General features: G+C 66.7%; 20 protein-coding genes. 9 read left to right on the top strand and 11 right to left on the bottom strand.

Annotated features, from left to right (window positions below):
- Window positions 1-2: 2 nt before the first annotated feature.
- Window positions 3-2,201 (top strand): aldehyde oxidoreductase molybdenum-binding subunit PaoC, encoded by a 2,199-nt coding sequence (gene paoC / locus ACK3BB_RS06390; RefSeq protein ID WP_428927888.1) that lies wholly within the window; start codon window positions 3-5, stop codon window positions 2,199-2,201.
- Window positions 2,202-2,295: 94 nt separating this feature from the next.
- Here paoC and ACK3BB_RS06395 read toward each other — a convergent pair whose 3' ends face one another.
- The gene (locus tag ACK3BB_RS06395; RefSeq protein WP_428927889.1) at window positions 2,296-3,189 is read right to left on the bottom strand and encodes a LysR family transcriptional regulator; all 894 of its coding nucleotides are present in this window, start codon (window positions 3,187-3,189) and stop codon (window positions 2,296-2,298) included.
- Between the two features lie 188 nt (window positions 3,190-3,377).
- Here ACK3BB_RS06395 and ACK3BB_RS06400 point away from each other — a divergent pair, with 188 nt between their 5' ends.
- Together ACK3BB_RS06400 and pcaD are read left to right on the top strand one after the other, a co-directional pair.
- Window positions 3,378-4,298, top strand: a complete 921-nt coding sequence (locus ACK3BB_RS06400; protein WP_428927890.1) for a LysR substrate-binding domain-containing protein — start codon at window positions 3,378-3,380, stop codon at window positions 4,296-4,298.
- Entirely contained in the window at window positions 4,295-5,074 is a 780-nt protein-coding gene (gene pcaD, locus ACK3BB_RS06405; protein WP_428927891.1) for a 3-oxoadipate enol-lactonase, read from the top strand. Before ACK3BB_RS06400 ends, pcaD begins: the two co-directional genes overlap by 4 nt.
- Window positions 5,075-5,367: 293 nt before the next feature.
- Here pcaD and ACK3BB_RS06410 read toward each other — a convergent pair whose 3' ends face one another.
- From ACK3BB_RS06410 to ACK3BB_RS06425, 4 genes are read right to left on the bottom strand one after another with little or no spacing between them, the layout of a single operon-like run.
- On the bottom strand, window positions 5,368-6,084 hold the full coding sequence (locus ACK3BB_RS06410; RefSeq protein ID WP_428927892.1) for an SDR family NAD(P)-dependent oxidoreductase: 717 nt from the start codon (window positions 6,082-6,084) through the stop codon (window positions 5,368-5,370).
- Complete coding sequence (gene catC / locus ACK3BB_RS06415; RefSeq protein WP_428927893.1) at window positions 6,081-6,371, bottom strand: muconolactone Delta-isomerase; 291 nt, start codon at window positions 6,369-6,371, stop codon at window positions 6,081-6,083. The genes ACK3BB_RS06410 and catC overlap by 4 nt, the downstream gene beginning before the upstream one ends.
- A 1-nt stretch (window position 6,372) precedes the next feature.
- Entirely contained in the window at window positions 6,373-6,678 is a 306-nt protein-coding gene (locus ACK3BB_RS06420; protein ID WP_428927894.1) for a YciI family protein, read from the bottom strand.
- Window positions 6,679-6,681: 3 nt separating this feature from the next.
- Window positions 6,682-8,016 (bottom strand): short-chain fatty acid transporter, encoded by a 1,335-nt coding sequence (locus tag ACK3BB_RS06425; RefSeq protein ID WP_428927895.1) that lies wholly within the window; start codon window positions 8,014-8,016, stop codon window positions 6,682-6,684.
- 112 nt (window positions 8,017-8,128) lie between these two features.
- On the opposite strand from ACK3BB_RS06425, the gene ACK3BB_RS06430 reads away from it, so the two are divergent.
- Together ACK3BB_RS06430 and ACK3BB_RS06435 are read left to right on the top strand one after the other, a co-directional pair.
- Window positions 8,129-9,049: a 3-hydroxyacyl-CoA dehydrogenase family protein gene (locus ACK3BB_RS06430; protein ID WP_428927896.1), complete on the top strand. Its 921-nt coding sequence runs from the start codon at window positions 8,129-8,131 to the stop codon at window positions 9,047-9,049.
- Entirely contained in the window at window positions 9,034-10,047 is a 1,014-nt protein-coding gene (locus ACK3BB_RS06435) for a cyclase family protein (RefSeq protein ID WP_428927897.1), read from the top strand. The genes ACK3BB_RS06430 and ACK3BB_RS06435 overlap by 16 nt, the downstream gene beginning before the upstream one ends.
- A 19-nt stretch (window positions 10,048-10,066) precedes the next feature.
- On the opposite strand, the gene ACK3BB_RS06440 is transcribed toward ACK3BB_RS06435, so the two are convergent.
- From ACK3BB_RS06440 to ACK3BB_RS06465, 6 genes are all read right to left on the bottom strand, one after another.
- On the bottom strand, window positions 10,067-11,380 hold the full coding sequence (locus tag ACK3BB_RS06440; RefSeq protein ID WP_428927898.1) for a Gfo/Idh/MocA family protein: 1,314 nt from the start codon (window positions 11,378-11,380) through the stop codon (window positions 10,067-10,069).
- A 4-nt stretch (window positions 11,381-11,384) separates the two neighbouring features.
- Entirely contained in the window at window positions 11,385-12,473 is a 1,089-nt protein-coding gene (locus ACK3BB_RS06445; RefSeq protein WP_428927899.1) for an ABC transporter ATP-binding protein, read from the bottom strand.
- A gap of 12 nt (window positions 12,474-12,485) precedes the next feature.
- Window positions 12,486-13,382: a carbohydrate ABC transporter permease gene (locus tag ACK3BB_RS06450; RefSeq protein WP_428927900.1), complete on the bottom strand. Its 897-nt coding sequence runs from the start codon at window positions 13,380-13,382 to the stop codon at window positions 12,486-12,488.
- Window positions 13,375-14,268: a carbohydrate ABC transporter permease gene (locus ACK3BB_RS06455; protein ID WP_428927901.1), complete on the bottom strand. Its 894-nt coding sequence runs from the start codon at window positions 14,266-14,268 to the stop codon at window positions 13,375-13,377. Before ACK3BB_RS06455 ends, ACK3BB_RS06450 begins: the two co-directional genes overlap by 8 nt.
- 62 nt (window positions 14,269-14,330) lie before the next feature.
- Complete coding sequence (locus tag ACK3BB_RS06460) at window positions 14,331-15,614, bottom strand: ABC transporter substrate-binding protein (protein WP_428927902.1); 1,284 nt, start codon at window positions 15,612-15,614, stop codon at window positions 14,331-14,333.
- Window positions 15,615-15,721: 107 nt separating this feature from the next.
- A complete protein-coding gene (locus ACK3BB_RS06465; RefSeq protein ID WP_428927903.1) occupies window positions 15,722-16,840 on the bottom strand; it encodes a glycoside hydrolase family 88/105 protein in 1,119 nt (372 codons plus the stop codon).
- 221 nt (window positions 16,841-17,061) lie between these two features.
- Between ACK3BB_RS06465 and kdgR the strand changes: the two genes are divergently transcribed.
- The 4 genes from kdgR to ACK3BB_RS06485 all read left to right on the top strand — a co-directional run bounded on the left by kdgR (window position 17,062) and on the right by ACK3BB_RS06485 (window position 21,562).
- Window positions 17,062-17,880 carry a DNA-binding transcriptional regulator KdgR gene (kdgR, locus tag ACK3BB_RS06470; protein WP_428927904.1) on the top strand — a complete coding sequence of 273 codons (819 nt, stop codon included), beginning with the start codon at window positions 17,062-17,064 and terminating at the stop codon, window positions 17,878-17,880.
- Window positions 17,880-18,521 (top strand): SGNH/GDSL hydrolase family protein, encoded by a 642-nt coding sequence (locus tag ACK3BB_RS06475; RefSeq protein ID WP_428927905.1) that lies wholly within the window; start codon window positions 17,880-17,882, stop codon window positions 18,519-18,521. The genes kdgR and ACK3BB_RS06475 overlap by 1 nt, the downstream gene beginning before the upstream one ends.
- A 388-nt stretch (window positions 18,522-18,909) precedes the next feature.
- The gene (locus ACK3BB_RS06480; RefSeq protein ID WP_428927906.1) at window positions 18,910-20,265 is read left to right on the top strand and encodes an ABC transporter substrate-binding protein; all 1,356 of its coding nucleotides are present in this window, start codon (window positions 18,910-18,912) and stop codon (window positions 20,263-20,265) included.
- A 40-nt stretch (window positions 20,266-20,305) separates the two neighbouring features.
- Window positions 20,306-21,562 carry an ABC transporter permease subunit gene (locus ACK3BB_RS06485; RefSeq protein ID WP_428927907.1) on the top strand — a complete coding sequence of 419 codons (1,257 nt, stop codon included), beginning with the start codon at window positions 20,306-20,308 and terminating at the stop codon, window positions 21,560-21,562.
- Window positions 21,563-21,567: the final 5 nt, after the last annotated feature.

Genomic DNA, 21,567 nt, shown 5'->3' on the forward strand with positions numbered 1-21,567 from the left:
CCATGGAGTTCAATGCACCCGCCGGGTCCAATCTCTTTGACACCGCCCGGATCGTGGGCCGGCCCACGCCGCGCGTCGACGGCGCGCTCAAGACCACCGGCCAGGCGCCTTATGCCTATGAGCGCCACGACGTGGCCCCGGACCAGCTGGTCGGCTTTCCGCTGGGGGCGGCCATCGCCACCGGCCGGATCCTGTCGATGGACACCTCGGCCGCCCTGGCCGCGCCCGGCGTCGTCGACATCGTGACCACGCTGGACATGGACGCCCTGCCGAAATCCAGCTGGAACGTCGCGCATCTCTTTGGCGGCGACGTGGTCGAACATTACCACCAGGCAATTGCCGTGGTCGTGGCCGAGAGCTTTGAACAGGCCCGGGCGGCGGCCCACCTGATCCGCGTCGAATACGAGGCCGACACCGACGCGACCTTTGACCTCGGTGCGGCCTGGCAGGACGTTGCCGAGGGCGATACCGACCCGGTCGCCCGCGTGGGCGATTTCGAAGCGGCCTTCGCGGCCGCGCCGGTCCAGCTGGACGAAACCTATCACACCCCCGGCCATTCCCACGCGATGATGGAGCCCCATGCGACCATCGCCCGCTGGGAGGATGGCAAGCTGACGGTCTGGACCTCGAACCAGATGATCAACTGGATGCGCGGGGCAATTGCCACGACCTTCGGCATGGACGAGGCCGACGTGCGCGTCGACAGCCCCTATGTGGGCGGCGGCTTCGGGGCAAAGCTCTTCGTGCGCTCCGACACGATCATGGCCGCCCTGGCCGCGCGCAAGACGGGGCGGGCGGTCAAGGTCATGCTGCCCCGGCCCTTCGTGATGAACAACACGACCCACCGGGCGGCCACGATCCAGCGCATCCGCATCGGGGCGACCGAGGACGGGCGCATCACGGCCATCGCCCACGAGGACCTGTCGAACACCCTGCCCGGCGGGCGGGGCGAGAATTCGACCGACCAGACACGGGTGTTCTATGCCGGCGACAACCGCCTGATCACCCGCCGCCTGGCCGAGATGCACCTGCCCGAGGCCAATGCCATGCGCGCGCCGGGCGAGGCGTCGGGGCTGATGGCGCTGGAAATTGCCATGGACGAGATGGCCGAGCGGCTGGGCATGGACCCGGTCGAATTCCGCGCGGTCAACGACACCCAGGTCGATCCCGAAGACCCCGAGCGGCCGTTCTCCGACCGCCATTTCGTCGAGGCCCTGCAGGCCGGGGCCGAGGCCTTTGGCTGGGCCGACCGCAACACGACGCCGGGAGGCATGCGCGACGGGCCCTGGCTGATCGGCCATGGCATGGCGGGGGCCTATCGCGGCGGGCCGGCGACAACATCGGGCGCGCGGGTCAGGCTGCAACCCGACGGCCGGCTGATCGTCGAAACCGACATGACCGATATCGGCACCGGCTCCTACACGATCATTGCCCAGGTCGCGGCCGAGGTCATGGGCCTTGAGCTTGACCAGGTCGAGGTCCGGCTGGGCGACAGCGATTACCCCGTCTCGGCCGGTTCGGGCGGGCAATGGGGCGCGGTCAGCTCGACCTCGGGCACCTATGCCGCCTGTGTCGCCCTGCGCGGTGAGCTGGCGCGGCGGCTGGGCAATGGGGATGCCGAGACGCTGGAATTCGCCAATGGCGCGGTGCGCACGCCCGACAAGCAGGTGCCCTATGCCGAGATCGCGGCAGACGGCGAGATCGTGGCCGAGGAGACCATGACCTTCGGCGATTTCCGGGGCCAGCACGTGGTGGCCACCTTTGCCGCCCATTTCGTCGAGGTCGGCGTGCATGCGGCCACCGGCGAGATCCGCGTGCGCCGGATGCTGGGCGCCTGTGACGCCGGGCGCATCCTGAACCCGGTCACCGCGCGCAGCCAGGTCATCGGCGGCATGGTCATGGGCGTCGGCGCCGCGCTGATGGAAGAGATCGCCGTCGACACCGGCCGGGGCTTCTTTGCCAATCACGACCTGGCCGGATACGAGGTGCCGGTGCATGCCGACATCCCGCAGCAGGAGGTGATCTTTCTCGACACGTCCGACGCGGTCTCGTCGCCGCTGAAGGCCAAGGGGGTCGGCGAGCTGGGGCTGTGCGGCGTGGCGGCGGCGGTGGCCAATGCGGTCTACAATGCCACCGGCCTGCGCATCCGCGACTACCCGGTGACGCTGGACAAGATGATCGACCGCCTGCCGGCGGTCTGATCGGCGCAGTCCGGGCCGCCTTTTTCCAGGGTGCCCAACGCCCGGGTCGCCGTCCGTCGGATGTTCCCGGGCGGCGGCCCCTGGCGGTCCGGTCTCAGCCGGTGTAGCGCAGCGCGTCGCGCACCAGGGCAAAGGCCGGCGTGACCTGCCGCCGGGACGGGTAATAGAGGTGATAGCCGGGGAAGGGCGGGCTCCAGTCTTCCAGCACGGCCTCGACCCGGCCGGCGGCGATGTGGTCCCGCAGGTGGTAATCGGGCAGGCAGCACAGGCCATGGCCGTCGAGACAGGCCCGCACGATCAGCTCGACATCGTTTGATGTGACCTGGCCGGTCACCCGCACGTTCAGCGGCTTGCCGTCGCGTTCGAATTCCCAGGGGTAGAGCCCGCCCAGCGTCGGCAGGCGCAGGTTGATGCAATTGTGGTCGGTCAGGTCATGCGGCGTTTCGGGCCGGCCGTGGCGGGCGAAATACTCCCGCGTGCCGACCGTCAGCATGCGCAGGTCGGGCCCGATGCGCAGGGCGATCATGTCCTTCTCGACGCTTTCGCCCAGCCGCACCCCGGCGTCGAACCGTTCCTCGACGATATCGGTTAGCTTGGGATCGACGGCCATTTCCAGCTGAACATCCGGGTATTCGGCCAGCACCGGCGACAGCCGCGGCCAGATCAGCTCGACCGCTGCATGATGCGACGTGGTGATCCGCACCAGCCCGGCCGGACGGGCGCGCATCTCGTTCAGCCCGGCCAGCCGTTCCTCTATGTCGTTGAAGGCCGGGCGCAGGGTTGCGGCCAGCTGTTCGCCCGCCAGCGTGGGCGAGACATTGCGCGTGGTCCGCGTCAGCAGGCGGATGTCCAGCCGTTCCTCCAGCCGCTTGACCGTGTGGCTCAGGGCGCTTTGCGACGTGCCCAGCCGGGCCGCGGCCCGGGTAAAGCTGCGTTCCTCGCAGACGGCCAGAAAGGCCATCAGGTCGCCAAGTTCGTCTCGTTTCATTGATGATCCCGTCACATGGCCCAAAGCCCGATGCAGAGCTTTCTAACATTAATCGGCCCTGCCGGGCCAGTGGCCCGCGGCAGGCGCCGAACCGGCCGGCCGGACAGGGCCGATGCGGATTAGATGTGGCCGGTGATGCACGGCCCAGATATAGTGAGATCAAATAAGAAGAAGAGACTTATCGGTTTATGCTGACGTTGAGACATTACGAGCTGCTTGTCACCCTGGCCGAAGAGCTTCACTTCGGTCGGGCGGCCGAGCGGCTGTCGATCTCGCAGCCGCAGCTGACCCAGCAGCTCAAGCAGATGGAAGAGCTGATCGGCACTTTGCTCTTCGAACGCAACCGGCGCAAGGTCGAACTGGCCCAGGCCGGGCGGTTGCTGCTGCCCGAGGCCCGCGCCGTGCTGCGCCATGCCGCCCGGGCCCAGGACGTGGCGATGAGCGTCGGGCGGGGCACGATCGGCGAGCTGGCCCTGGGCTATGTCGGCGCGGCGTCGACCAGCGGCGTGCTGGCCCGGCTGCTGCGGGCCTATCGCGACCGGGCGCCGGACGTGCGGCTGCAGCTGACACTGATGGACCTCGACCGCCAGATCCCCGAGGTGTCGGCGGGCAACCTGGACGCGGGCATCGTGCGCCTGCCGTTCCCCGACATGCCCGAGAACCTGGTCACGCGGACCCTGCACGAGGAACGGCTGTGGATCGCCCTGCCGGCTGACCACCCGCTGGCCGATGGCCCGGCGGATGGCGCGCTGGACCTGGCGGCCTTTCGCGATGCGTCCTTCCTGGCCACCCACCTGCCGCCCAACATCGGCTTTTCGGCAGCCATGCACCAGGCCTGCGCCGGGGCGGGCATCAGCCCCGACATCGTCCACCGCTCGCCCCAGTTCACCTCCATCGTCAGCCTCGTCGCGGCGGGGCTGGGCGTGGCCGTCGTGCCCGATTCCATCCGCTTCCTGGCCGTGCCCGGCGTGGTCTATCGCCCGCTGGCCGGGGTGGCGGTGACGGCCAACATTTCCCTTGTCCACCAAGACAGCCGCGAAAGCCCGGCCCTGGACCAGTTCCTGGCCTGCCTCGACGCGGTACGACCCCAAGGAGACATCGTCACATGAGAACCGAACGCTTCACGGCCCTGGATGGCATCTATCACGGGTTCCGCCCGGCCGAAGGCAGCGCCCCGGTGCTGGTCTTTGCCAATTCGCTGGGCACCGACCTGCGCGTCTGGGACCGGATCGTGGCCCGGCTGCCCGAAAGCTGGGGCATCCTGCGCCAGGACAAGCGCGGCCACGGGCTGAGCGCGGCGAAGGACACGCTGAGCATCGAGACCATGGCCGATGACGTCGAAACCCTGCTGGATCACTATGACATCGGCGGGTTCACCGGGGTCGGCCTGTCGGTCGGCGGGCTGATCATGCAACGCCTGGCCGTGCGCCGGCCCGAAGGCATGAGCCACCTGGTGCTGTCGGACACGGCGGCCAAGATCGGGTCGCCCGAGATCTGGAACCCGCGGATCGACACCGTGCTGGCCAAGGGCATTGCCGAGATCGGTGATGCCATCCTGGAGCGCTGGTTCGCCGCGCCCTACCGCGACACCGAGGACTTCGCCATGTGGCGGGCGATGCTCGAACGCACCCCGGCCAAGGGCTATGCCCAGGTCTGTGCCGCGATCCGCGATGCCGATTACCGCGCCGACCTGGCCCGGATCACCCAGCGCACGCTGGTCATTGCCGGGGCCGAAGACGCCTCGACCCCGCCGGAGCTGGTGAAATCGACCGCCGAGGCCATCGCCGGCGCGCGCTACGAGGAAATCGCCGATGCGGGCCATCTGCCCTGTGTCGAACAGCCGGACATCTTCGCCGCGCTGCTGAAGGACCATATCGGGGTCTGACCCGCCGCGACCTGCGACGATCCGTTGCGCAAAAGGTCGCCCCGTTTCGGGCGGCCTTTTCATGTTTGGATCGGGATCATGTGCGGGCCGGGATCATGTGTGGGCCGGGGCCATGTGTGGACCGGAGCCATGTGTGCACCGGCACCATGTGCAGGCCGGGGCCATGTTTGGATCGGGATCATGCGTGGATCGGGATCATGTGCGGGCAGGGGCCATGTGCGGGCAGGGGCCATGAGAAGGCCGAGGCCACTGCCCGGCCGCTGTCATGACCGGCCGGGCAGCGGCGGGCGGGGTCAGCCGACGGTGACCCCGCCGCAGACGAACAGCGTCTGGCCGGTGACGAACCCGGCGCGCGGGTCGCAGAAGAAGGCCACGGCATTGGCCACGTCCTCGCCGGTGCCGACCCGGCGGACGGGCACGTGTTCGATGATCTCGCGCGTCAGCGGCGCATCGGGCGGGTTGTTCTTCCAGAAGGCATCGGTGCCGATCGGCCCGGGGGCCACGCAATTGACCGTGATGCCGTGCGGACCAAGTTCCAGCGCCCATGTCCGGGCCATGGACTGGGCCGCGCCCTTGGTCGCCGAGTAGAGCGTGCGCAGCTCCTTGCCCAGGGTCACCCGGCTGGTGTTCATCACGATCCGGCCGCCGCCCAGCTCTTTCATCCGGGGCAGCAGGGCCTGGGCGCACAGGATCGACGGGCGCAGGTTCACATGCATCATCCGGTCGAAATCGGCCGGGTCGACCTCTTCGAGCGGGGCAGGGGTGACGATGCCCACGTTGTTGACCAGGCAGGTGATGTCATGCCGCCCGGCCAAGTCGCCCAGCAGGGCGGTGGTGGCCGTGGCATCGCTGAGGTCGATCTGGTGAAAGTCGTCGCAATCGATGGCCGGGGCAGTGACATCCAGCACGATGGTGCGGAACCCGTCGGCCTTCAGCCGCGCGGTGATCGCCGCGCCGATGCCGTTGGCGCCGCCCGTGACCAGGGCGGCGCGCCTGTCGTATCGGCTCATGTGTCGTCGTCGCGGATCGAGGACGGATGCCGATTGAGCGGCGTGACATGGATGTCCATGTAGGGATAGAGCGGCAGGCCGGTCAGCACCTCGTGCAGGTGGTCGTTGTCGCGGCAATCGAAGATCGAGATGTTCTCGTAGAGCCCCGACAGGCGCCAGATGTGACGCCAGACGCCCTGGCGCTGCAGGTCCTGGCTATAGGCCTTTTCGGTGGCCTTCACCCGGGCTGCCTCGTCCGGGTCCAGGTCGGCCGGAATGTTCACGGTCATGTGCACGTGGTAGAGCATGTCACTCCTCGTTCAGGGTGTTGCGCCCGTCGAGATAGGCCTTGCGCCAGCGGGTGACGAAGACCCTCTCGAACAGGTCGCCTTGGTGGAACGGATCGGCTTCGATGAAGGCCTGGGCCTCGGCCCGGGTTGCCACGTCGAGCACGTAGAGCCCGCCGCTGGCCAGGTTGCCGTCATCGTCCAGCTTGGCCCCGCAGGCCAGCAGCAGGTGCTTGTTGGCTTCGAGGTAATCCAGGTGGGCCGGGCGGAGCCGGATGCGCAGGTCTGCGCATCCGGGCTTGTCGTAGGTTTCGACCATCCAGGGCATGGATCAGGCGACCCCGGCCGTGGCAAAGCCCCAGATCGCGATCGTGGCCAGGAAGATGATGCCCAGGTAGAACAGGATCATGACCATGTAGCCCATGAAATCCTTGAGCTTCAGCCCCGAGATGGCCAGCGCCGGCAGCAGCCAGAACGGTTGCACCATGTTGGTCCACTGGTCCCCGATCTGCACGGCCAGGGCCGTGGCGGGGATCGACGCGCCCAGCTGCTTGGCCGCTTCCATCATGACCGGGCCCTGGATGACCCACTGGCCGCCGCCCGACGGCACGAAGAGGTTGATCAGGCCGGCCGCGAAGAAGGACGAGATCGGCAGGGTTTCCGGCGACGAGATCGACACGAACCAGTTGGCCAGCGTCACGATCAGGCCCGACCCGCCGAGGATCGCCAGGATACCGGCGTAGAACGGGTACTGGATGATGATGCCCGACACGACCTTCACGCCTTCGCTCAGGGCGGCCAGGAACCGGCTGGGCGTGACGAAGAGCGTGATGCCCAGCGACAGGAACAGCAGGTTGATGAAGTTCAGCGTCACGCCGCCGCCATCGACCAGGTAGAGCACGATGTAGAGCAGCCCGAAGAGGCCCATGCCCACGCCGATGATCGGCGAATGGTTCAGCCGCTCGGCCAGGGTGCGGTCGGTTGCCTCGGTGTCGGAGATCGGCAGGTCGGGCTCGGGTGCGGCCTCGACCACGTCGGCCGGGTTCTTGGGATGCAGCATGGCGTTGAAGAACGGCAGGGTGACCAGCAGCACCAGGTTCATGCCGATGATGTAGGGCGAGAAGATCGTGTCACCCAGAGGCACCAGCCCGATGACCTCTTCCATGAAATGGCCCGGGGTGTTCAGCAGCAGCGGCACCGAGCCCGACAGGCCCACGCCGTAGACGGCAAAGCCCGAATAGCCCGCGGCAATGACCAGCGGATAGTGCAGGCCCTTGACCTTGCGGCCGAGTTTCTGAGCGATCAGCGTGCCCAGCACCAGCCCGAAGCCCCAGTTCAGCCAGGATCCGACGCCGCCGACCAGGGTGGCCACGACGATCGCCGCCCGGGGGCTCGACACGCCCATGACGACGTAATCCATCAGTTTGTCGACGGCCGGCGTGCGGGCCAGGATGTAGCCGGCCAGCAGGATGACCGTCATCTGCATGGTGAAAGCCAGCAGGTTCCAGAACCCGTCGCCCCAGAGCCGCGAGGCCTCGAAGAAGCCGGTGCCCTGGCTGACCATGGCGAAAATGACCGTCAGCGCCGTGAGAATGATCGCCACGACCAGCGGGTCGGGCATGTATCGGCTCACGATGCGGGTGAAGAAATTGGTGATCGCGTTCAAGTTAGTCCTCCTCCTGCCCGGGTCCCCGCCCGGACAAGTGTCCTCAGTGATATGTATTGCTAATCACAGATCACTATTTATATTGTCAACTGATTTGTGACGGAGGGGTCTCATGGACAGACTTGTGGTGATCGGGGCCGGGATCATGGGGCTGCGCATCTGCCGCCATTTCCTGGGCTGCGGGCATCCTGTTGCGCTGGTCGATCCGTCGGCCGAAGCGCTTGAAAAGGCGATGGCTTTCCTCGATGGCGCGCCGCGCCAGCCGGTCTTTGCCGGGGCGGTCGACGTGCTGGGCCCGGCCTGGCGCGATGCCTTCATGGCCATCGAGGCGGTGCCCGAGATCCTTGACCTGAAACGCCGGGTGATTGCCGATCTCGAGGAGTTTTTCCGCGACTCGACCCTGATCGCGTCGAATACCTCGGGCCTGCGCACGGCCGAGCTGACCGCCGGCATGGTCCACCCGGAACGGTTCGTCATCACCCATTTCTTCAATCCCGCCGACATGATTCCGGCGGTCGAAGTGGTGCCCGGCCCGGCCACGCCCGAGGAGGTTGTCGCGCGGGTGGCGGCCTTTCTCGATGCGTCGGGCAAGAAGGCCGCGCCGCTCAGGGCCGATGTGCCGGGGTTCATCGCCAACCGGCTGCAACATGCGCTGATGCGCGAATGCTTTGCCCTGGTCGAAAGCGGGGTGGCCGATGCCGAGACGGTCGACCTGGTGACGCGCTATTCGCTGGGCGTGCGGCTGGCGCTGATCGGCCCGTTCCTGCAGCGCGATCTCAACGGGCTGGACACGCATCTGAACATCGCCCGGTATCTCTATGCCGATCTCGATGCCCGGCAGGAGCCGCCGGCGCTGCTGGAACGCAAGGTGGCGGCCGGGGCGCTGGGGCGCAAGGCGGGCCATGGTTTCCACCGCTGGGATGGGCCACAACGGGTCCGCATGACGCGGATCGAGGAGCTGCTGCCGCAGGTGATCGCCCTGTCGGCACAGGTTGATGAAGAGGAAGAGGAGACGACATGCCGCAATGGGTGAACCGCCCCGAGGGCAGCAACTGGGGCGATTTCGGCCCCGACGACCAGCTGGGCACGCTGAACTACATCACTGATGCCGAACGGCGGGCGGCGGCGGGGGAAATCCGCGAGGGCCGGGCCTTTTGCCTGTCGCTGCCGCTCGATCTGCCGGGCAAGGTGTCGCTGAACCCCCGGCGCAAGCCGCCGCGGCTGGCCCCGACCTGCCTGGGCGAGACGCCCTACATCAATTACCCGCTCAGCAATGTCGACCCGGTGCTGATGGACGTTCTGTCGGATGACCAGGTGCTGCTGTCGACCCAGTATTCGACACAATGGGATTCGCTGGCCCATGTGGGCGCGCTGTTCGATGCCGATGGCGATGGCGTGGCCGAACGCTGCTATTACAACGGCCACCGGGCCGACGTGGATGTGCTGGGCGCGGGCGCGGAGGGCGACCACGCGTCTTATGCCCGCCGGCTGGCGGTCAGCGAGATGGCCAAGACCCCGGTGCAGGGGCGCGGGGTGCTGGTGGATTTCACCCGGGCCTATGGCACCGAGCGGGTGATCGTCACCCGGGCCATGCTGGAAGAGGTCATCGCGGCCCAGGGCGTCGAGCTGCGTCCGGGGGACATCCTGCTGCTGCGCACGGGCTATGCCGAGGCGCTGCGCGACATGCAGGACGCGCCCGATCCCGACCGGCTGCACCGCACCGGCGCGGTGCTGGACGGCACCGACGCGGCGCTGCACGAGTGGATCACCGACAGCCGCATCGCGGCCATCGCGGCGGACAATTACGCCGTGGAAAACCCCGATGCCGATCCGCATGCCTGCTGCCTGCGCCTGCCGCTGCACCACCATTGCCTGTTCAAGCTGGGCCTGCCCCTGGCCGAGCTGTGGGACTTCAGCGCCCTGGCCCCGGCCTTGCAGGCCGCCGGGCGGCATGCGGTCTTCCTGACCGCGCCGCCGCTCTACCTGCCCGGGGCTATCGGGTCGCCGGTCACGCCGGTGGCGACGATCTGAGTCCTGCGGGCGCGCCCGTTCAGGCCGCGCCCGCCTCGGGACGGCTTGGATCGGTCAGCCCGACCAGCGCGTTGTCACGGATCAGCGCGCCGATATCGGTGGCCACGCCGCTCTGCGCGGCGCGGTCGGCGGCGATGCCGGTCAGGATCGACCAGGCGCCGGCCCGCTGGTCCGACGCCCGGTTGTGGCGGTCGGGCCCGGCGCGGTCGGGCGCAAAGAGGTCTTCGAGCATCACCGGATCGGCCCCGCCATGGTCGCCCGAGCCTTCGGGGATCTCGACGGCCCGCGGCGCCTCGCCGGCCAGGTGCAGCGTGGTGGCCATGGATTCATGTTCCCCCGGCGGGCGCTTGCCGCCAAAGATGCCATGCACCTCGGTATGGCGGTGGGTCAGCTCGCCCCTTGTGCCGATGAAGCTCACCTCCAGCCCTTCCCAGGGCGCATAGGCATAAAGCGTGTAATTGGCGCTGGCCCCGCTGGCAAAGCGGATATGGGCCTGGAACGTGTCCTCGATGCCGATGGCCGGGTCAAAGACACACAGGTTGCGGTGATAGCCGTCGGCCTGCTCGGCCTCGCGGTAGAGCCGGCGCAGGTTGTCGTCGTCATCGAGCACCAGCGCGAAATCGCATTGCGCGCCGTCCAGGCAGGTTGCGCAGCGCGGGCCGGGATGGGCCAGGCCCAGGTCGGCGGCGGTCTGCGGCGTATAGAACGCCCGCCGGGCCGAGGCGGTGACCTGTTCGGGCCGGCTGTCCAGCCACCAGTTCAGCAGGTCGAAATGATGGCTGGCCTTGTGCACCAGCAGCCCGCCCGAATTGGCCTTTTGCCGGTGCCAGCGGCGAAAGTAATCGGCCCCGTGGATGCGATCGAGATGCCAGCGGAAATCGACGGCCGTGACCTCTCCGATGGTGCCCGCCGCGATGATCTCGCGCAGCTGGGTGCGGGCCGGGGAATAGCGATAGTTGAAGGTGACCGTGATCCGCCCGCCGGTGCGGGCCTGGGCATCGAGGATGCGGGCCAGCTGGTCGGGATGGGTGGCCAGGGGCTTTTCGCAGATCACCTCGCAGCCGGCTTCGAGCGCGGTGACGATGTAATCGGCATGGGTGTGGTCGGGCGTGGCCACGATGATGCTGTCGGGCTGTTCGGCCGCGATCATCGCCTTGAAATCCGCCGCGTCATGGGTGGCCACGGGCCGGCCGGCCTCGGCCGCCGACAGGGCCAGCCGGCGGGGGTTGCTGTCGCACAGGGCGACCAGCTGGTGACGGTCCGCATAAGGCCCGCAAAGCGCGTCGCGGAACATGCGATGGCGCGAGCCGCAGCCGACGATGGCATAGCGCATGGGCTCAGGCCGCCCGGGCCAGCGGCGGTTCGGTGCGGTTGCCCTCGGCATCGAAGTAATGCAGGTCGGCCAGGTCGATGCCCACGGTCACGCTGTCGCCGGTGCGGTGGGTGTCGGGGCCGGCCGCATGGAACAGCAGGCTCTGGCCCGACGGCAGGTCGATATAGACCAGCGTTTCCGCGCCCAGGTATTCGACCAGCCGGATGCGCCCTTCGGTGGTGATGTCGCCACCGCCCAGCCGGACCTTCTCGGGCCGCACGCACAGGGTCATCTCGGCATCGGCGCTGTCGAGTTCGGGCAGGGCGAAGGCCGGGAAATCGGCCAGCTTGGCCATCCGCCGGCTGTCCTCGACCACGACCCGAGCCGGCAGGGTGTTGATCTTGGGCGAGCCGATGAACCCGGCGACAAAGAGGTTGGCCGGCCGGGTATAGAGCTCGGACGGGGTGCCGACCTGTTCGATCTTGCCCCCGCGCAGCACGACGATCCGGCTGGCCAGGGTCATCGCCTCGACCTGGTCATGGGTGACATAGATCATCGTGGTCTTGAGCCGGTCGTAGAGCGCGGCCAGCTCGACGCGCATCTGCACGCGCAGCTCGGCGTCGAGGTTCGACAGCGGCTCGTCGAAGAGAAACAGCTGGGGTTCGCGCACGATGGACCGGCCGATGGCCACGCGCTGTTTCTGTCCGCCCGACAGCTGGCGCGGCTTGCGGTCGAGCAGGGGTTCGATCTGCAGGATCCGCGCGGCATCGGCCACCCGCCGGTCGATCTCGGCCTTGGGCATCCTGAGGTTCTGCAGGCCAAAGGCCAGGTTCTTGCGCACCGACATGTGCGGGTACAGCGCGTAGGACTGAAAGACCATCGACAGCTCGCGTTTCGATGCGGGCAGGTCGTTGACCACGGTGTCGGCGATGGACACGGTGCCGTCGGTGATCTCTTCCAGCCCGGCGATCATGCGCAGCAGGGTGGATTTGCCGCAGCCCGACGGGCCGACCAGCACCAGGAATTCGCCGTCGTGGATGTCGAGGTTCAGGCCCTCGATGACATTCACGGCGCCATAGGATTTGCCGACATTGCGCAGGGTGAGACCAGCCATTGAACAGGTTCCTTATTTCATGCCGGAGGTGGCGATGCCGCGAATGATCATCTTCTGGAAGGCCACGAAGAAGATCAGCACCGGCACGAGGGACAGGACGGACATCGCGAACATCTGCCCAAAGGCCGACTGGCCTTCGCGGTCGACGAAGAGCCGCAGGGCAAGCGGGACGGTGTAGCTGTTGATGTCGTTGAGATAGATCAGCGGGGCGAGGAAATCCTCCCAGACCCAGATCAGCGAGAAGATCGCGGCAGTGCCGAGCGCGGGCAGCGACAGGGGCATGATGACCGCCCAGTAGATCTTGAAGGGCGAACAGCCGTCGATCATCGCCGCCTCGTCCAACTCGCGCGGGATCTGGCGGAAGAACTGGATCATCAGGAAGATGAAGAACCCGTCGGCAGCCAGGAAACGGGGCACGACAAGCGGCAGGTAGGTATCGACCCAGCCCAGTTTCAGGAACAGGACATACTGGGGGATGAGCACGACATGATAGGGCAGCATCATGGTCATCATCATCAGGCCGAAGAAGAACGTCCGGCCGTTGAACTGCAACCGGGCAAAGGCATAGGCCGCAAAGGAACAGCTGAGCAGGTTGCCGATGACCGACAGCACCGTGACGATGGCGGAATTCTTGTAGAACACCGTGAAGCTGACCGGCAGGGCGTTCCAGCCCTCGGTGTAGTTGGACCACTGGAATGTCGAGGGCCACAGGCCGAGCGAGCCGAAGATCTCGTTTTCCGGCTTGAGCGACGAGGCGGTCAGCCAGAACAGCGGGTAGAGCATGACGAAGCTGAGCAGGATCAGGAAGACATGCTTGAGCAGCCGGGCGCGTTTCTCGCGCTGTTTCTGACGCAGCCGGATGTCATGGGCGAGCCGGGCGTCGCTGTCGGGCAGGGGGGCGTCAATCACGTTCGTTTTCATAATGCACCCAGTATTTCGACGTTGCGAAGGCCAGCGCCGTGAAGGCGGCGATGATGATCAGCAGCACCCAGGCCAGCGCCGAGGCATAGCCCATGCGGAAGAACTTGAAGGCCTCGTTGAAGAGGTAGACCGTGTAGAACAGCAGGCTGTCGGCCGGGGCGCCGGTGCCGTTCGAGATGATGAAGGCCGAGGTGAAGGTCTTGAACGCCTCGATGGTCTGCAGGACCAGGTTGAAGAAGATCACCGGGGCCAGCATCGGCAGGGTGATCCGGGTGAACCGCCGCCAGGGCCGGGTGCCGTCGATCTCGGCGGCCTCGTACAGGTCGCGGGGGATGCCGCGCAGGCCGGCCAGGAAGATCAGCATGGGCGAGCCGAACTGCCACATGGCCAGGATGACGATGGTATAGATCGAGGTGTCGGGATTGGTGATCCAGCCGATGCCTTCGACCCCGAACATGGCCAGCACGCCGTTGACCACCCCGTGCAGGCCGAACATCTCGCGCCAGAGCAGCGCAATGGCGATGGAGGCGCCCAGCAGCGAGGGCAGGTAGAAGATCGCCCGGTAGACGCCGATGGTGCGCAGGCCCTTGTCCAGCAGCATCGCCACGCCCAGGGCCATGGCCAGCCGCAGGGGCACCGACAGCGCAACGAAGAGGAACGTCACCTGCAGCGCCTTGTAGAACCGGCGGTCGTACTGGAACATGTACTGGTAATTGCCCAGCCCGTCCCAGACAGGGGGCGTGACCATGTCGTAGCGGGTGAAGCTGAGGTAGAGCGAGGCCAGGATCGGCCCCAGCGCCAGGAAGAAGAACCCGATCAGCCAGGGCGACAGGAACAGGTATCCGGCGGCATTTCGGCGTAGGAAACGGTGCATATGTGTATCCGGTCAGGGCGGCCCCCGCCCTGGGAGGGGAAGCGGGGGCCTGAGGGTCAGCCTTAGCGGTTGGCCCGGAACAGGATGGCCTCGGCGTCGCCGGTGAATTGCTCGGCGCCGTCCTCGGGCGACAGGTTGCCCAGCACGACCTCGGTGCCGATGCGCATGAAGGCGTCGCGGACCTCGCCGGCACCCTTGGGCTTGGCCGTCGGGCGGGGGCCGATCTTGGGCTGGATCGCACCGAAATATTCGACCACGGCGGTTTCGGTCTCGCTGAGGCTGGGGGCCAGGGCGGCGCGGCCGGTCTCGCTGGGCGGGATGCCCCGGTCGAGGCCAAGCGCCACGATGGCTTCGGGCGTGTTGATCCAGTCGTTGATGTACATCGCCGCCGCGTCCAGGTCCTTGACGTCGCGGGTGATCGACAGGAACATCGAGGGCAGCACGAAATGGCCATGGGCCATGCCCTCGCGCTGGGGCACCATGGCCGCGCCGACCGGGTCGACCATCAGCGACTGCACCGCGCCGACCTGGTTGGCATAGCGGAAGGTGGCCGCCGTGCTGCCCTTGACGATGCCCAGCTCGGCCATGCCCTTGTCCAGGATGACGGTCTGGTCCTTGCCTTCGATCACCCCGGCATCGCGCAGGTCCTTCCAGAAGGCCCAGTAGCTTGCCACGTCCTCGGGCGTGGCGCCGATCTTGCCGTCGGCGGTGTAAAGGTCATGGCCGGCCTGGCGGACCCAGACCTCGAAATTCTCGATGTAGAGCGACAGGTCTTCCGACCCGGTCACCTCGCCGCCGGTGGCCTCGGTGATCCGGGCGCAGGCGGCGGCGAAATCCTCGGTCGTCCAGCCCAGCGGGTCGAATTCGACGCCGGCATCCTCGAAGACCCTGCGGTTATAGGGGATCGCCTGGCTCGTCGCGCCGATGGAAATGCCGTAGAGCGAGCCGTCGATCGTGCCCACCGCGTTGGCGCCGTCGTCGTAATGCGAGATGTCGATCTTGTCGCCAACCAGGTCGTCCATCGACCTGAGCGCCCCGCGCGAGACGTATTCGTTGATGAAGCCGTGGTCCATCTGCACGACATCGGCCATGTTGCCGCCGGCGGTCTGGGTGGCCATCTTGGTCCAGTAATCGCCCCAGCCGATGGTCTCGCCCGACACGGCGATCTCGGGGTGATTGCCCTGAAAGATCTCGATCACGGCAAAGGTGTTCTTGTCGCGGGTGGGGTTGCCCCACCAGAAGTGCCGGATGCTGCGATCCTGGGCCAGGGCGGGCAGCCCGGGCAGGGCCGAAGCGGCGGTTGCGGCACCGATGGTGCCAAGCAGGCGTCTGCGGGTCAGCGTCATCTGGGGGGTCCTCCTCTCATGTCGCCTTTTCAGGTCTTTTGGGGCGGGGGCCCGGGCGCGCCTTCCTCCATTGCGCCCGGACCCCCGAATGTCATCGGCCCGGCCGGCTAGACATAGGTCAGCAGGAACTCGGACAGGCAGAGCATCGCCATGGCCTGGCCATAGGGCATCGAGGTCAGGGCGATCTGCCGGTAGAAATCGAGGTCGTTGCCCATGGCCGTGCCGAAGGACACGTTGAGCAGCTCGCCCTCGGGCGAGATATTGTCGATCACGCCCTTCACGGCGGCCGTGGCCACGGGGCGGTATTCCTCGGGCAGGTAGCGCTTGCGCACGCCCTTCAGCAGCCCGTAGGCAAAGCCGGCCGTGGCCGAGGCTTCGAGATAGCTGCCCGGATCGTCCAGCAGCGTGTGCCACAGGCCGCTTGTGTCCTGTGTCTCCTTCAGCGCCTTCGCCTGGCGGTTCAGCAGCGACAGCAGGTGGCGGCGCAGCGGATCGTTGGGCGGCAGGTCGAGCAGGTCGATGAATTCGGGGATGGCGATGGTGATCCAGGAATTGCCCCGGGCCCAGAGCGCGCGGGCAAAGTTGTGGTTGCCGTCAAAGGTCCAGCCATGGAACCACAGGCCCGAGGTCGTGTCGGCAAGATACTGGGAATGCACGAGGAACTGGTACTTGGCTTCCTCGACATATTCGGGCCGGTCCAGCACCAGCCCGATCTTGGCCAGCGGCATGACCGACATCATCAGCGTGTCGTCCCACATCTGCTGGTCGTTGACCGAATTGTAGACGATGTGCTGCAGCCCGCCCTCGCGGGTGCGGGGCATCTCGTGCATCACCCATTCCGCCCAGCGGTCGAGATAGGTCCGCCAGACCGGGTTGGGATCGGCTTCGTAGAGGCAGGCCAGCGTCAGGAAAGGCGCGACGGTGTTGATGTTCTTGGTCGGTGTGCCCTCGGCCAGCCGGGCGTCGAACCAATCGGTGATGACCTGCATCGCCTGGGCGTTGCCCGTCGTCTGCCAGTACTTGAGCAGGCCATACAGCCCGATCCCGTGGGTCCATTCCCAGCCGGCCCAGCCCTTGGTGTCGATCACCCGCCCGTCGTCGAGCCGCAGCAGGAAATCGCCGGTCTCGTCGCGAATGTTGATCAGGTTGTCGGTCAGCCGGTCGATCAGCCCGCAGACATCGTCCCGCGGAAGCAGCCGCTGGGGCTGGCTGAGAAGGGGGTGCATCACTGTTTCGAACCTTGCAGAACGTTGTGTTGACTTTTTCGGAACCTCGTTCCACTTTTAAGGAAACCACAATCCACCTGCCATTGCAACAGGCATTTCGGATCGCGGAGCAGGAGGGAAAACCATGCATTGTCAGTGCTTTGCTGTGTGGCCGGTGGCTCCCTTGACTCTTGGCTTCGAGAAAAACAGAATGCGGTTCCAGAATTTACAGAACGGGCGACATGTCTGATTCCACCCCCAAAACCGAAAATGCGGCGGCTGTTCTGAAGGTCTTCGCGGTGTTCGAAACCCTGGCCGAGGAAAAGCGCGCGTCCCTGTCCGAAATCGCCCAGCGGGCGATGACGTCAAAGACCACGGCGCACCGGTTGCTGCATACGCTGGTCGATCTCGGCTATGCCGAGCAGGATCCCGACACCGAGAAATACGCCCTGACGCTCAAGCTCTTCAGCCTGGCGGCGCGGTCGCTGACCGGGCGGTCGGACCTGCTGCGCATTGCCGACCAGGTCATGGGCAAGCTGTCGCGGGCCACGGGGGAATCGGTGAACCTCGGCGTCATGGACGAGCGCGAGCAGAAGGTGACCTACATCCACAAGTACGACAGTTTCTACAATCTCTCGATGCAATCCACGCTGGGCCTGCGCAACCCGCTCTATTCGACCTCGCTGGGCAAGGCCCTGCTGGCCTGGCGCGATGACGACGAGGTGGCCGAGCGCATCGCGGCGATGGATATGGAGCCGCTGGCGCCGCGCACGATCACCGATGCCGGGGCCCTGCGCCAGCAACTGCGCGAGACCCGGGCGCGGGGCTATTCCGAAGAGATTGAGGAAAGCGAGGCCGGCGTGCGCTGCATGGCCACGCCGGTGCTGGATCACATGGGCAAGTCGGTGGCGGCGATCAGCATATCCTTCCCGCTGTTCCGGTTCGACGAAGCGCGCAAGCCGGAATACGTGGCGCTGCTGCGCGCGGCGGGCGAAGAGGCCTCGGCGGCGCTGGGCTTTGAGGGCGACCTGATCTCGGCACCCTATGGCAGCGCCGGCTAATGCGGCCGGGCACGATCCTCTGTTACGGCGATTCCAACACCTACGGCTCGTCGCCGATGACCGAAGACGGCAGCTGGTTCCGCTATGATCGCGCGACCCGCTGGCCGATGTCCATGGCAGCCGACCTGGGCGAAGGGTGGCATGTCATCGAAGAGGGGCTGCCCGGGCGGACGACCTGCCACGACAACCCGTTCGAAGGGCCGCACAAGAACGGGCTGCGCCTGCTGCCCGCCGCGCTGGAAAGCCAGGCGCCCATCGACCTGCTGATCCTGATGCTGGGCACCAATGACCTCAAGGCCCACCTGGCCCTGCCGGCGCCGGACATCGCCAAGGGCATCCGCACCCTGCTGACCCGCATCGCGGCCAGCGAGGCCGGGCCCGACCGGCGCCCGCCGGCCGTGTTGGTCGTGGCGCCGGTGCCGGTGGACGAGATCGGCCCGCGGGGCGAGAGCTTTGCCGGGGGGGCCGAGAAATCGCGCCGGCTGGCCGGGATGTATGCCGCGCTGGCCGCCGAATTCGGAGCGGGGTTCCTTGACGCCGGGCAGGTTGCCCGGGTCTCGCCGGTCGACGGGGTGCACCTGTCGGCCGATGCGCACCTGGCCCTGGGCGCGGCCATGGCCGAGGTCGTGCGCGGCTTGTGATCGCCCGAAATCGCGGGCGGGATGGTGCGGTCAGCGCATCAAATCGCCGCAATTTCCGGTAAAATCTGTTCATATGGTCAAAAAATGGGCGCAGGTGCATTTTGCCGCCCCCCGTCTGCCGCAGCCGCAGCATTCCGCTTGGTCAGCAGGAATCGCCTTTGCCCCAAGGGCCGAACCCATGATTCGGCCGGCTCAATGGGTCGTCGGATCGTGCAGGTGCAGCATAGATTGGCCTTGCCGGATCTGTGCTCACGCGTTCACATTGCGCGCGGGAGGAGCGGGCGGCCTGGCTTGTCCGCGGGGCGGCGATGCGCCCTTTCCTTGCGCCTTGCCGGCGCTAACTGTTTGACAAAGATCGCCAAACCGAAGTTTGAGGGAGATCACTTCAATGTCCTTGTACGTTTCCAAATCGGCCGGGCTGCTGCTGTCCGGCGCGACCGCGCTGGCGTTGAGCGCCACGGCCGGTCTTGCCGACATCCGCTTCTGGACGACCGAGGAACAGCCCGAACGGCTGGCCAAGCAACAGGAGATGGCGGCCGAGTTCGAGAAGGCGTCCGGCATCGCGGTCGAGGTCATCCCCGTGTCGGAAACCGACCTGGGCACCCGGGCCACGGCAGCCTATGCGGCCGGTGACCTGCCCGACGTGATCTACCACACCCTGCAATACGCGCTGCCCTGGTACGAGGCCGGCATCCTGGACGCCGATGCGGCGACCGACGTGATCGAAGAGCTGGGCACCGACACCTTCGCGCCCGGCGCGCTTGGCATGGCGGCCACCGAAGACGGCTGGGCCAGCGTGCCGGTCGACGGCTGGACGCAGATGATCGTCTACCGCAAGGACCTGTTCGACGAGGCCGGCCTGGAGGCACCGACGACCTTTGCCAACGTGATCGCGGCCATCGAGGCGCTGCACAACCCGCCCGAGATGTTCGGCTTTGTCGCGGCCACCAAGGTCGACGAGAACTTCATGAGCCAAGTGCTGGAACATGTCTTCCTGGCCAATGGCGCCACGCCGGTCGGCCCCGACGGGTTCACCGGGTTCGACGAGGCCAAGACCACCGAGGTCCTCGATTTCTACAAGGCCATTGCCGAGGCCTCGCCCCCGGGCGAATTGTACTGGGACCAGTCCCGGACGCTCTATTTCGCCGGCCAGGCCGCGATGATCATCTGGTCGCCCTTCATCCTCGACGAGCTGGCCGGCCTGCGCGACAGCGCCCCGCCGACGATCACCGATGACCCGACCTCGGCCGAGCTGGCCTCGAAGACCGGGATCGTGACCAACTTTGCCGGGCCGTCCAACCCCGATGGCGCGGCCTGGGGCGACATCCGGTATTTCGGCATCACCGCCGATGCGGACACGGACGAGGCGATGGAATTCGTCAAGTATTCCATGGGTGACGGCTATACCGCGACCCTGTCGATCGCGCCCGAAGGCAAGTTCCCGGTGCGCACCGGCACGGCCGACAGCCCGGGCGAGTTCATCGAGGCCTGGTCGACCCTGCCGGTCGGTGTCGACCGCAAGGCGGCGCTGGGGGATCTTTATGCCCAGGACATGATCGACGAGATCGTCGGCGGGCTGGACGTGGCCAAGCGCTGGGGCGTCGAGGAAGGCCAGCTGGCGCTGGCGTCCAAGATGATCAACAGCCAGGCCATCAACCGGGTCGTGCGGCAATATATCGACGGCGAGATCGACGCATCCACGGCCGTGGCCGAGATGAACGACGAACTGGCCAAAGTCGAATAAGGGACCGGCCCGCGCCTTTGCCGGCGCGGGCCATCAAGGCATGACGGACATCACACCATCCAAGACACCGCCCAGGGGCCACGGCCCGCTTGCCCGCCGCGAAGCGCGGCTGGCCTGGGGGCTCTTGCTGCCCACCATCCTCAGCGTGTCGCTGGTGGTGGTGCTGCCGCTCCTGTCGATCTTCTGGATCAGCTTCAAACCCATCGGCCTGGCCGATCTGCGCCCGCCGGTGCCGGTGGCCCGCGAGGATCTGCGCGACGCCGGCGAGGCCACCCAGCACATCCGCTACCGGCTGCAGAACCGCAGCCAGGACAAGCCGATCACCGACGTGGTGCTGACCGACACCCTGCCCGAGGGCGTGACGGCCGGCATCCTGCCAGAGCAATGCGCCCTGGACGGCGCGGCCCTGACCTGCACCATCGGCACGCTTGAGCCCAAGTCCCGGCTGACGCTGGAGCTGCCCGTCACCTTTGCTGAGGGTTTCGACGCCGAGGCGCTGGAAGACGCCATCGAGGACGAGACCGAAGCGCTGGCCACGGGCAAGGCCGACAACATCCTGACCAATGCCGAGTTCACCTTCGAGAACTTCGCCCGCATCTTCGATGACGACGAATTCCTGGCCGTGCTCTGGGCCACGGTGTTCTACACCGTCGTGGGCACCGTCGGCGCGCTGGTCGTGGGCCTGTTCGCCGCGCTGCTTTTGAACAAGGAATTCAAGGGGCAGGGCATCCTGCGGGGCCTGTACCTGTTCCCCTATGTCGCCCCGGTGATCGCCGTGTCCTTCACCTGGGTCATCCTGCTCGATCCGTTTTCCGGCTCGGTCAACGCGCTGTTGGTCCAGATGGGCCTGGCCGATGCGCCGATCAATTTCTTCGGGGAACGCCCGCTGGCCCTGATCATGGTCACGGTCTTTGAAATCTGGCGCTATTTCCCGCTGTCCTTCCTGTTCATCCTGGCCCGGATGCAGTCGATCGACACCGACATGTACGAGGCCGCCGACATGGACGGGGCCTCGCCCTTCCAGCAGTTCTGGTATCTCTCGGTGCCCCAGCTTCTGGGCATCCTGTCGGTCCTGTTCCTGCTGCGCTTCATCTGGACCTTCAACAAGTTCGACGACATCTTCCTGCTGACGGGCGGCAATGCCGGCACCCGGACCCTGACCGTCAATGTCTATGAACAGGCCTTTGCTGTGTCCAACATCGGGGCCGGGGCGGCGGTGGCCGTGGTGGTCTTCTGCGTGCTGCTGGTCTTCTCGATCTTCTTCCTCAAATACGTCAGCCGAGAGGAGGGCCTGTGATGTCC

This window comes from Marinibacterium sp. SX1, from assembly GCF_050389775.1.
Lineage (GTDB): Bacteria > Pseudomonadota > Alphaproteobacteria > Rhodobacterales > Rhodobacteraceae > Marinibacterium.